Origin of the sequence: Methylobacterium segetis, assembly GCF_004348265.1 — a bacterium.
In the GTDB taxonomy this organism is placed as follows: Bacteria; Pseudomonadota; Alphaproteobacteria; order Rhizobiales; family Beijerinckiaceae; genus Methylobacterium; species Methylobacterium segetis.
Map to the genome: position 1 here is coordinate 31,999 of NZ_SMNT01000031.1, position 13,080 is coordinate 45,078.

Here is a 13,080-nt window from a genome sequence, read left to right on the forward strand (position 1 = left end):
GAGACCTCGGCGAATGCGACGCGCACGTATCCATCGGTGGAAACATCAACATTCGCTGGCGGCGCTGCTGCTCGGCACCGTTCTTCTGGCCGGCCCCGCCGCCGCGCAGCAGGGGGGCGCCGCCAAGGCCGCGCCGCAGCCCGCAGCCCCGGCCGTCCCCACCGAGCCCGGCCTCACCACCGCGACCTTCGGCGACTGGGTCCTGCGCTGCCAGCGCACGGCGGAGGCCGAGAAATCCCGCAAGGTCTGCGAGATCGCGCAGTCGATGCAGGTGCAGGGCCAGTCCGCGCCGATCGCCCAGGTCGCGATCGGCCGCGTCGCGCCGGGCGACCCGCTCACCATGACGGCGATCCTGCCGAACAACGTCGCCTTCCCGAGCAGCGTCCGCGCGACGCTGGACGAGAAGGACAGCCAGGGCTTCGACCTGCCCTGGCGGCGCTGCCTGCCGGGCCGCTGCGTCGCCGACGCGACGGTCCGCGACGACACGCTGAAGCGCTGGCGCTCGGCCCCCGAGTCGGGCCGGATCACGTTCAAGGACGCGGGCAACCACGACGTCGCGATCCCGCTCTCCTTCCGCGGCCTCGCGCAGGCGCTGGACGCGCTGGCGCGCGAGTAGCGCGCCTCTCCGGCGCATCGACCCTCCGCGACACCCGCCGAGCGGCGGACGAGGTTGCGCGCCGCGGCGTTCCAGTAACGCCGCGGCCTCATCCCTGCCGAGGGCCAGTATTCGGATCGCATGCTTCGGTCGATCTCGCGCGGTGCCCGGGTTTGCGATCGCTCGCCGAGCTCCCCACACCCGTCGCGATACGTTGCTTCGTCTTTGCTGCGTTGAATACTTAAGTAGATTGAATTCCTTCATTCTTCATCAGATCTGTTGCCGGACTGCTACACTCATCCGGATTCGAATGTTGTGATCGCTGGATTCAATCCGGATATGACCGAAAGCCGGACTCTGATATAACAGCCCATCTATCTGAAAGATTGGACATTTCGGCCATTTTTCCGACGGCTTTCCGGGCGAATTTCAATCACAGATTGCCTGTTGAAGGCTCAGAGCTGTTGTTGCCGCCTTATCCTCCGGGACCTAATCAGTCTTGCCGGCCTCCGGGTTTAAAAAAGGAGGCCGCCGCGCTCCGTGCGCGCAGGCAGTCGGGGGATTTATGATCGTGGCCAGCCGTACTGATCGTCCGCAGGTTCGTCCTGCGCTGCGCCCCCTGCGGCGCGCGCTCGATGCGTCCACGGCGCTCGTCGGGATCATTGTTCAGCCCTTGCAGGGACCGACCGTCCTTCACGCCGCCGCGTCGCCCGGGATGCTTCGCGCGCGGATGGCCCGCCTCCTGACGCTGGCCGTCGAGGCGCCCGGCTCGCTTCTCGCCCGGCTGGGCGCCCTGGCCCCGCCGCGCAGGAGCGGGGTGCGGCCCGCGGCGCGGATCGGGCGCAGGAAGTGGCAGCGTGTGCTGCTCGCGACCGCGGCCTTGATCGGCGGCGCGTCGGGCGCCGCGGCCCAGAGCATCTCTTGGTCAGGCAATGCGGGCAACGACTGGAACGAGCCCGCCAATTGGATCGGGGGCGACGTGCCGGATACGGCCGGCGAGCAGGCCATCTTCGGATCGGCCGGCAACCGGAGTCCGTTCTTCACCCGGGCCACGACCGTCGACGGCATCACCTTCGCCGCCGGGGGAAGCCAGTACTTCATCTCGAACAACGGTTTCGCCGTCACGTTCACGTCGGACATCGTCAGCAATTCCGGCGAGCAGTTCATCTACTCCAACAAGGGTGGCGTGGACGTCGCCTTCTCGGCCAATGCCGGCAACATCACGCTGATCTCGACCAGTACGCCTGGCGGCACCAGTGTCGTCGGGACGCCCGGCGGTGGCTTCCGGTTCGACACGAACGGGCAGGCCGGGCAGGCGCAGATCCGTTTCGCTGAAGGCGGTCCCCTGACCGTCAACACCGGCGCGAGTACGACGCTGAATGTCGGGTCGCTCGCGGGCTCCGGAACCGTCCGGTTCGAATCGGGCAATCAGACCTTGTCGGTAGGCGGCCTGAATCTGAGCACCGTCTATTCCGGCGTGATCGGCACGGGCGCCGGGGCGGCCACGGCCGGCCTGACCAAGGTCGGCGTCGGCACGCTGGTTCTGACCGGCGACAACACCTATGGCGGCGGTACCACCGTCTCGGGCGGCACGCTTCAGGTCGGCGGCACGGTGGGTGGGACGGTCGGGGGCGCCACGGGCTCGCTCGCCGCGGGCTCGAACGTCAGCGTGGCGGGCGGCGCTACCCTGGCGCTCGCCCGCACCGGTACGCTCGCCTTCGGCAACAACGTGTCCGGCGCGGGCGCGGTGACCGTACTCGGCGGCACGGCCATGGGCGACCTGATCACTCTGTCCGGTGCTCTGACGCAGACCGGCGGATTCACCGTCGCCAACGCGGCGAACGTGGCGTTGAGCGGTCAGATCGACCCGGCCACCGGTAACGCCGTCACGATCGCCGTCACGGGCGGCACCTTCACGAACCAGAACGGTGGCCTGATCAGTTCGGTTGACGGGCGGGGCGTCAGCCTCGGAGCCGGCGGCACGATCGACAACCAGCTCGGCGGCACGATCCGCCACACCGGTACAGCGGACAACGGTGTCGGCAACGACGCCGCGGTCTACTCCATCGGCAACCTGACGCTGACCAACGGCGGCTTCATCACCACGACGAGCACCGGAGCGAGCGACGGCGTGACCGTGCTCGGAACCGCCACCATCACCAATACCGGGACGCGCAACGCCGGCACCCTGACCGGGGGTCTCATCCAGGCAGCGAATGCCAGCGGCATCGCGATCACCGGGGCGGGCAGCAGCATCACCAACAGCGGCGTGATCCAGGGCGGCACCAGCCCGAGCTTCGGATACGGCGTCGCCTTCGTCGGCGGGACGATCACCAACCAGGGCGGCGGCGTGATCACCGGAACCCAGGGCGGTGTCAGCGCATCGAGCGGGACGGCGACCGTCGACAACAACGCGGGTGCGGGAATTTCCGGCGCCACGGGCGTCCGCACGACGGGCGCGGGCACGGCGCTGGCCGTCACGAACGCCGGCAACCTCGTCGGCACGTCGAACGCCATCAACGCAGGCGGCACCGGTGCGGCGACGATCACCAACCTCGGCACGATCGGCACCGGCACGCTCTCGGCCGACGGACAGACCTACACGAGCAGCGGCACCGGTACCGCGATCGTCCTGTCCAACGGCGGCACGATCACCAATGGCTCGGCCGCGTTCAGCGCCGCGCAGAACGCGGCTTCGGTGATCAATGGCGCGACGGCGATCGACGTTTCCTCTGCCAATGCCGCGACCATTGCTCTGAATGCCGGTTCCGCCACGAACGGCGTGATCGCGTCATCGGGGGCGGGCGCACGGACGGTGACGGTCGCCGGCGCGCTGAACGGCGACTTCAACGGCGGCACCGGCACCGGCGTCGTCAACTTCACCCTCGGCGCCGCCGGCGCCATGCAGCGCGCAACCTTCGGCGATGCGAACGACACCTTCACTTATCAGGGCGGCACCGTCGGCGGCGTGGTCGATGCGGGCACTGGCACCGATGCGTTCGTCAGCGCGCTCGGCGCCGGTGGCATGGCGACGCTCAACCAAGCCAATCTGACGAATTTCGAGAGCTATGCGCAGCAATCGGGCACGCTGACGCTGACCGGCATCAACCCGTCGAACGTCCGCTGGGACATTCAGGGCGGGGCGCTCAACGTGGCGGGCACGCTCTCGACTTCCGGCGTGGCCGTTTCAGCCTCCAACGGGACGATCCTGCGGGTCGCTCCGGGCGGCCTCATCACCAACACGTCCGGTATCACGATCAACGGCAGCGGCGCCTTCACGATCGTGAATGCCGGCACGATCCGCAACACCGGCGACGGCTCCGACGTGATCAACACCGGCGCCCGGGTGACGCTCCTGAACACGGGAGCGGTCACGAACACCGCATTCGTCGCCGCTAACGCCAACGGCGCGGGCAGCCGTATCGTCAATGCGCAGGGCGGAAGCCTGACCGGCGGCTCCAGTACGCAATATGGCATCGGCGCCAATCTCGGTGCCGGCGGAACGATCGACAATTACGGTACGATCTCCGGCGGCGCCACGCTGGCGGGCGGCGGTGGCACGCTCAGCGGCAGCACCGGCATCACGGCCAACCTCTATGCGGGCTCCAGCACCGGCACGGTGCTGCTCGGCGCCGGTTCGACGCTGTCGCTCTACACGGGCACCGGCACGACCAACGTGGCGGGGGTCACGACCACCGATCCGGTGACCGGCGCGACCGTCATCCTGCAGAACGCCGGCGCGAATCCGGCGGCCACGGTGGGCGGGATCTCGCTTGGCGCTGGCGGCGTCATCGCCCTGCGTGGCACCGGCGACAACACCTCCGCCAACGGCGCGGCGGGCGCGCTGAACATGTCGGCAGTGGCGAGCGCCACGACACTCAACAAGCAGGATTCCGGCACCTTCGTGCTGACGGGCGGCTACGGCGGCGCGCTCACCACCAACGTCCTCGCCGGCCGGTTGATCGAGCGGGTCACCGGCGGCGTCACCAGCACGGTGTTCGGCACCGGCACGGTCGACATCGCCTCGGGCGCGGTGGTCGAGCTCAACGGCGGCTTCCTTCAGGGTGTCAACACCTTCACCGGCGCGGGCCGGATCGAGAAGACCGGCGCGGGCGAGGTCCGGTTCGGCAGCGGGGCTGGCCAGACCGTCATCCAGCAGTCGGTCGGTGGCGTGATCGATGTGCAGGCCGGCCTGCTCCGCGGCAGCAGCAGCGGCAACGGCATCTGGACCAACAACCAAGGCAGCCTGAACATCGCCACGGGCGCCATCTTCGACGGCATCGAGGGGGCCATCTTCGTCGACGGGCTGACCGGCAACGGCACCCTGCAGGGCGGCTTCGGTGGCGTCGCGCGCACCACGACGATCGGCACCGGCAACAGCGACGCCTCGTTCGGCGGCATCATCCAGAACGCGCCGCTCGCCTCCCGCTCAAGCGACGACAATCAGGTCGGCGTCCTGGCATTGACCAAGCTCGGAACCGGCACGCAGACGCTCTCCGGCACGAGCACCTACTCGGGCGCCACCACGATCAGCGGGGGCACGCTGCGGGGCGGAGCCCCCAACAGCTTCAGCGCGAATAGCGCCGTGACGGTGAACACCAACGGGACGCTCGATCTGGGCGGGTTCAACGAGGCGATCGGATCGCTCGCGGGCGCGGGCACGGTGACCAACTCGGGCGCCGCCGCCACGCTGAGCACCGGCGGCTTGAATCAGTCGCCGACCTTCTCCGGCATCATCCGGAACGGCGCCGGCACCACCGCGCTGACGAAGACCGGGGTTGGCACGCTGACGCTGACGGGCGCCAACACCTACACGGGCGCGACCACGATCTCGGGCGGCACCCTCCAGATCGGCGACGGCACGGCCGGTGGCGATGCCGGCCGGATCGGCCAGGACGCGGCCGGCACCGTCTTCAGCACCGTCGCGACGACGGGCGGGACGCTCGCCTTCAACCGGACCATTGCGGCCAATTACACCTTCGGCGGCACGATCACCGGTTCGGGCATCGTCAACCAGATCGGCACCGGCACCACGACGCTGACGGGCACGAACAGCGCCGGCAACGGCCAGTTCACGGGCACCGCCAACGTCACCGCCGGCACGCTCGCCGTGAACGGCGTGTTCGGCGACACCGTCGGCCGCACCGCCACCATCAATGTCAATACGGCCGGCACCCTGCACGGCTCGGGCACCATCGCCGGGTCAGTGGTCGTCGGCAGCGGCGGCATCGTCTCGGCCGGCAACTCGCCCGGCACCATGAACGTTGCCGGCAACTACACGCTCGGTATGAATTCGACCTCGCTGTTCGAGATGGGCTCGTCGGGCGTGGTCGGCGGCCCGAACGGTGCCTCGACCAGCAACGACCTGATCAATGTCGGCGGCAACCTCACGCTCGGCGGCACGCTGCAACTCGTCAACACCGCCAGCCCCGCCACGCCCATCGTCACGGGCTATTACCGACTGTTCAACTACAACCAGAACAATGCCGGCGGCACCCTCACCGGTGCCTTCGACACCGTCACGGTGGCCAGCGGCTCGAACGCGGAGGTCTACGCGACGATCCCGAATCAAGTGAACGTGCTGGTGCGCAACGGCACTCAGGTCACGCAATTCTGGGACGGCGGCGACGCCACCGGCGGGACCACCGGTGACGGGGGCGGCACCGGCACCTGGACCTCCAACGCTACCAACTGGACGACGCGGCCGGGCGGGGAGATCAACGACCAGTGGCGCTCGGGCGTCGGCATCTTTGGCGGCACGGCCGGCACCGTCACCGTGACGGGCACGCAGAGCGTTGAGGGCCTGCAATTCGGCACGACCGGCTATCAGGTCGCCGGCGGCTCGCTCAACCTGACGGGCAACCCCTTCAACGCTTCGGACCCCAACAGCTTCATCACCGTCGACGCGGGCGTGAGCACGACTATCGCCAGCACGTTGGTGGGCTCCGCGACGGTGGGGCTGACCAAGCTCGGGGACGGTACGCTGGTTCTCACCGGCAACAACGGCTACAGCGGCGGCACCGTCTTCTCCGCCGGCACGCTCAACGTCGGCAGCGCCAACGCGATCGGCACGACCGGTCCGCTCGCCTTCACGGGCGGCACGCTGCAATACAGCGCGGTCAACACCACCGACTATTCCGCCCGCTTCTCGACGGCGGCCAACCAAGCCTACCGGATCGACACGAACGGGCAGGCCGTCACCTACGCCACCGGCCTGACTTCGCCGGGGGGCAGCCTCACCAAGCTCGGGGCGGGCACGCTGACGCTGACCGGCGCCAGCACCTACACCGGCGCGACCACGATCTCGGCCGGCACGCTTCGGATCGGCAATGGCGGCACCACCGGCGCGCTCGCCGCGGCCTCGCCTGTGAGCGTTGCGGGCGGCGCCACCCTGGAGCTCAACCGCTCCGGCACGCTCACCTTCGGCAACGCCGTCTCGGGCGCTGGCGCGCTCACCGTGCGCGGCGCAACCGGCGCCAACGACCTGATCACGCTGTCGGGCGCGCTGCGGCAGACCGGCGGATTCACCGTCGCGGACGCCTCGAACGTGACGCTCAGCGGCAGCTACGTCGCCGCCGTCGCAGGCGACGGCATCCTCCTGAACGGCGGCCGGTTCACCAACCAGGGCACCGTCACCGTCACCGGCGGCCCGGGTTCCAACGCCATCCTGACCAGCACGAATGTGGCCACGACGGTCGTCAACGCCGCGGGAGCGAGGATCGAGGGTCTCGGCAGCGCCGTCATCCAGAACACCAGCGGAGTCGCAGGGGCGCTCACGGTCGACAATGCCGGCCTGATCAAGGGCGACAATTTCGATGGCGTGACCCAGCACGGCACGGGCGCGCTCACCGTCACGAATGCCGGAACCGGCGTCATCTACGGGCAGAACGCCCTCAATTCCGGCAACGGCTACGGCGTCGGCAGCGACGGCGGCGGCGTGCTGACCCTGACCAACGCCGCGGGCGGCAAGATCGTCGGCCAGTACGGCGCGGTGGGCTCGAATGCGGGCGACCGGATCACCAACGCGGGCACGATCGCCTCGGGCTCCTACGATGAAGCGACCGGCGTGGTCACGCCGGGCGGCGTCGCGGGCATCCAGCTCAGGGCCGGCGGCGCGGTGACCAACCAGGCCGGCGGCGTGATCCGGAGCGGGCTCGGCGGCGTCCAGGTCACCAGCGGCACGCTGACGGTCGACAATGCGGGAACGATCGCGGGCGGCACGAACGGCAGTCAGTCGGTCGGGACGGGGATCGCCACGACTCTCGTCAACCGCGCGGGTGGATCGGTGACGGGTGGCGGTGCCGGCCTCTATGCCGGCACCGGCGCCAACCAGGGGAACACGATCAGCCTCGTCAATGCCGGCTCGATCTCCGCGACGAGCGGCGTCGGCGTGGGCGGCGCCGGAGGCTCGGGCCTGTTCACCATCGTCAACGCCAACGGCGCGACGATCCAGGGCGGCGGCAACACTGCCTTCGCGCAGGGCATCCAGCTCAACGGGGCCGCCGGTTCGACGGTCGACAATTACGGGACGATCGCGGCCGGCTCCGGCACGCCGAACGCCATCAACAGCACGAACAACGCCTCAACGATCAACCTCTACGCCGGGTCGACGGTGACGGGCGGCATCGCGCTCGGCGGCGGCAACGACACCGTCGCGCTCTACACCGGCACGGGCACGGCCAACACGAACGCGGTGACTTTGGCCGACCCGGTCCTCGGCGGGGCGAACACGATCACCCTGCGCGCGGCCGGAACCTTCGGCGCGGCGAGCTTCGGCGCGATCAGCCTCGGCGGTGGCAGCAACACGCTGTCCCTGCGCGGCACCGGTGACGGCACGGCGGCCAACGGCGTGGCCGGCACGCTGGCTCTCGGGACGGTGAGCGGCGCGGGCACGTTCAACAAGCTCGACACCGGCACCTGGACGCTCACCGGGCAGACGGTGGCGCCGCTTGCCGGCATGACGGCCAACGTGAATGGCGGCACGCTCGCCATCAACGGCGTGTTCGGCGACACGGCGACGAACAGCGCCACCGTCACCGTCAACACCGGCGGCACCCTGCACGGCTCGGGCACCGTTGCCGGCTCGGTCGTCGTCAACAACGGCGGCACCGTCTCGGCCGGCAACTCGCCCGGCACGCTCACGGTCGCCGGCAACTACACCCTCAACGCCGGATCGACCTCGCTGTTCGAGCTCGGCGCCAGTGGTGTCGTCGGCGGCGCCAGCAACGACCTCATCAACGTGGGCGGCAACCTCACCCTCGGCGGCACCCTCACCCTCGTCGATACCAGCACGCCGGCCAACCCCCTCGTCTCCGGCTCCTACCGCCTGTTCAACTACGCGCAGGTCAATCCGGCCGGCACGGTGAGCGGCAGCTTCGCCACGGTGAACGCCGCCCCGGGCTCGACGGCCCTCGTCTACACGACCATCCCGACCCAGGTGAACGTGCTCCTCAGCAATGGCGGCCAGTCCGTGCAGTTCTGGGACGGCGCCGACACCACCGGCGCGGCCGCCGGCGGCCAGGGCGGCACCGGCACCTGGAACGCGACCAACACCAACTGGACGACGCTGCCGGGCGGGCAGATCAACGACCAGTGGCGCTCGGGCGTCGGCATCTTCGGCGGCACGGCCGGCACCGTCACCGTGGCGGGCACGCAGAACGTCCAGGGCCTGCAATTCACCGTCGACGGCTACAGGCTGACCGGCGGCACGATCAACCTCGCCGGCGATCCCGTCTCGACGCCGACCCAGAGCTTCATCAACGTCGATGGCGGCGTGAGCTCCCGGATCGAGACGCAGCTCGGCGGCACCGCCGCGACGATCGGCCTGCGCAAGATCGGGGCGGGCACGCTCGTGCTCGCGGGCAACAACACCTTCACCGGGCAGACCCGCATCAGCGCCGGCACGCTTGAGGTGCAGGGCGGGCAAGCCATCGCCAATCAGAGCGCCGTCCTGCTCGACAACGTCGCCGGCGCGCGTCTGCTCGTCACGAATTCCGAGACGATCGGCTCGCTGGCCGGGGGCGGCGCGGCGGGCGGCACGGTGGCGATCGCGGCCGGTCAGGTCCTGACCACCGGCGCCGACAATTCCAGCACCACCTTCGCCGGCGTCATCGGCGGCGCGGGCGGCCTCGCCAAGACCGGCACCGGCACCTTCACCCTCAGCGCCGCCAACACCTTCACCGGCGGCACCCTCAACCAAGCCGGCACCCTCGTCCTGGCCGCGGGTGGAAGCCTCGCCTCGGGCGTCACCAACAATGCGGGCGCGACCTTCCTCAACAACGGCACGGTGAACGCCGACCACGCCAACGCCGGCACCTCGACCAACAATGGCGCCATCAACGGCAACGTCGGCAACACCGGCACCTTCACCAACACCGGCAGCGTGGCCGGGCGGCTCACCAATGCCGGCGGCGCCACCAACAATGGCGCCATCAACGGCGGCGTGACGAACACCGGCACCTTCGCCAACACCGCTGCCGGCACCGTCGCCGGCGGCCTGATCAACAATGCCGGCACCACCACGAACGACGGCCTGATCGTCGGCGGCGCCACGGTCGCGGCCGGCAGCACCCTGACCACCAACAGCCGCATCGACGGCGGCATCAGCAATGCCGGCACCGTCAACGCCCGCGGCCAGGCCAACGGCAGCTTCGCCAATACCGGCACCCTCACCCTCACCGGCGGGCTCACCGGCCTCACCCGGCTCACCAACGACGGCACCGTCGATCTGGGCACCAACAGCCTGACGATCGGCTCGCTCGCCGGCAGCACCGCCGCGGCCCTGATCCGCAACGGCAGAACCCTGAGCACCGGCGGCGACGGCACGAGCTCGGACTATGCCGGCCAGATCGCCGGCGGCGGCACCGCCCTGACGAAGCAGGGCGCCGGCACCTTCACGCTGTCGGGCAACAACACCTACGGCGGCGCCACGCAGATCCAGGCCGGCACGCTCGCGGTCTCGGCAACCGGCCTCATCAACGGCTCGTCGGCGATCCTCAACGACGCCGGCTTCCAGATCGCGGCCGGCGGCCAGGTGACCACCGCGACCCTGACCAACAACGCCAGCCTCACCAGCGCCGGGGCGCTCACCGCCTCCAGCGCCATCACCAACAACGGCCGCTTCACGGTCTCGGACGGCACGCTCAACACGCCGAGCCTGACCAACGCGGCCGCCGCGACGCTCACCCAGACCGGCGGCACGATCGGCGCCGGGACCTTCACCAACGCGGCCACCGCCACCTTCACGCAGAGCGCCGGCGCGCTGAACACCGCGACCACGGTGAACAACGGCAGCTTCACCGCGGCCGGCCCGGTCGCGGCGACGACCTCCTTCACCAACAACGCGGCGCTCACGGCCACGGGCACGCTGACCACGCCGACCTTCGTCAACACCGGCACCGTCACCGGCCTGCTCACCCTCGCGGGCGTGGCGCAGATCACCAACACCGCCGGCGCCGTCCTGCGCGACGGCGTCAGCCTGCGCACGGCGGCGGGCGGCGCCACCCTCGACAATGCCGGCACGATCGGCTCCGGCGGCCTCGTCATCGACGTCGCCGCGGGCAGCCTCACCGCCAACAACACCTCGGGCCGGACCTTCAACGGCTACGTCTCCTCCGCGGCGGGCACGACGGCGACCTTCAACAACACCGCGACCGGGCGCTGGACCTACCAGGGCACCGGCAACCTCCTGGGCACCGACACGATCAACAATGCCGGCCTGTTCGAGGTGAGCGCGGCCGGCGGCACGCTGAACGGGCTCGAGGCGTTCAACAACCAGGCCGGCGGCTCGGTGCTGCTCAACGCCAGCCTCGGCGGCCCGATCAGCAGCTTCAACAACGCCGGGACGGTGGGCATCCCGGGCACGGGCGGCTTCAACGGCTCGCTCGGGGCCTCCACCTTCAACAACCTGGGGACGGGCCGGATCAGCCTTCAGAACGGGCTGACCACGGACCGGCTGGCGCTGACGGGAAGCTATGCCGGCAGCGCCGGCTCGCGGATCGCCATCGACGTCGACCTGTCGCGCACCGATGCCGGCCAGCGCGGCGACGTGCTGGCGATCGCGGGCGCGAACGGCGGCGCCAGCCTGCTCAGCCTGAACTACGTCAGCCCGCGGCTGGCCTTCTTCACCACGCCGATCCCGGTGGTGCAGGCGGGCGGCGGGGCGGGCCAGCTGCAGGTCGACCCGGCCACGCCGCTGCCGACGAGCGGGTTCATCACCTACGCCCTGCAGGCGAGCCCCGGCTCGGCCGGCTCCTACGAGATCGTCTCGCGGATCAACCCGGGCCAGGCGGCGGCCTCGGTCTCGGGCATCACCGGGATGATCACCTCGCTGAACGTGGGCTTCTTCCAGTCGATCAGCGCCTTCATCAGCGGCCCGGCCGAGCACCGGATCTGCACGGAGGCGTTCCGGGAGGCCAAGCTGTGCGAGCAGCAGGCCACCGGCAGCGTCGGGGTGACGAGCAGCGACAAGAGCTGGGCGCAGCTCAACCGGCAGGCGGCGGCCGCGCCGGTGGCGGCGGAGGCGGAGGTCTCGGGCATCCTGCCCGACACCTACGGGCTCGGCCTGTGGGCGCGCGGCTCGGGCGGCGAGACCACGATCCGCAGCGCCAGCACGGCGGATTTCGGCGGCGGGGCGACGCTGACGGGGCAGAACCGGACCCGGATCGGGTTTGCCGGGTTCCAGCTCGGGGGCGACGTGGCGGTCTTCAACATCGCCAACAGCGGCTACAACCTGCATCTGGGCCTGACGGGCGGCGAAGTCTACGCGGACGGGCGCGAGCTGGTGTCCTCGCAGGCCTCGGGCCAGTTCCGGGTGCCGTTCTTCGGGGCCTACGCGGCGGTGACGAGCGGCCCGTTCACCTCGGACGTGTCGTGGCGGCACGACTTCTACGAGGCGCGGATCAGCGACGTGGCGGTGACGGCGCCGCAGGGGCGCCTGCCGATCGGGTCGGACACGATCGCGGCCTCGGCGGGCTACCGGTTCGACCTGCCGGGCCTGTTCGGGGGCGAGCAGGCCTACTTCCTGGAGCCGTCGGGCTCGATCAGCTACACCGAGACGCGGGTGGGGAGCCTGGCGGTGACGGGGGGCGTGCTGGGCTTCCAGCCGATCGAGAGCATCCTGGGCCGGGTCGGGTTCCGGGTGGGCACGACGCTGGTGGCGGGCGAGGCGCTGGCGCTGCAGCCGTTTGCGACGGCGAGCGTGTGGAACGAGTTTGCGGGCAACGCGGCCTCGCGCTTCATCCCGACGGCGAGCCTGGCGGCGGTTCAGCAGGGCAGTTCGGCGTTCTTCGTGCCGATCCTGACGAACCGGATCGGGACGTTCGGCCAGGTGGGGGTAGGCATCACGGGCCAGCTTCTGGGCACGGACCTTCTGGGCTACGTGCGCGGCGACGTGCGGTTCGGCGAGCGGCTGGACGGCTACTCGATCAACGGCGGCATCCGCTACCCGTTCTAGGGCGCGTCTCGCGGACGCCGCCCCGGGCCGA

Annotated in this window: 2 protein-coding genes; both read left to right on the plus strand. The window is 70.3% G+C overall.

Annotated elements, in window-relative coordinates; translation table 11 throughout:
• Positions 1-13: 13 nt before the first annotated feature.
• Positions 14-616, plus strand: coding sequence for an invasion associated locus B family protein (locus tag E1J50_RS10355; RefSeq protein ID WP_132253169.1), 603 nt, complete (start codon positions 14-16; stop codon positions 614-616).
• 709 nt (positions 617-1,325) lie between these two features.
• A complete protein-coding gene (locus E1J50_RS10360; RefSeq protein WP_165937826.1) occupies positions 1,326-13,049 on the plus strand; it encodes an autotransporter-associated beta strand repeat-containing protein in 11,724 nt (3,907 codons plus the stop codon).
• The last annotated feature ends 31 nt before the right edge of the window (positions 13,050-13,080 follow it).

Excerpts from the sequence above, each read along its gene's own strand:
- E1J50_RS10355 (WP_132253169.1), top strand. The coding sequence starts at position 14 with ATGCGACGCGCACGTATCCATCGGTGGAAACATCAACATTCGCTGGCG.
- E1J50_RS10360 (WP_165937826.1), top strand. The coding sequence starts at position 1,326 with ATGGCCCGCCTCCTGACGCTGGCCGTCGAGGCGCCCGGCTCGCTTCTC.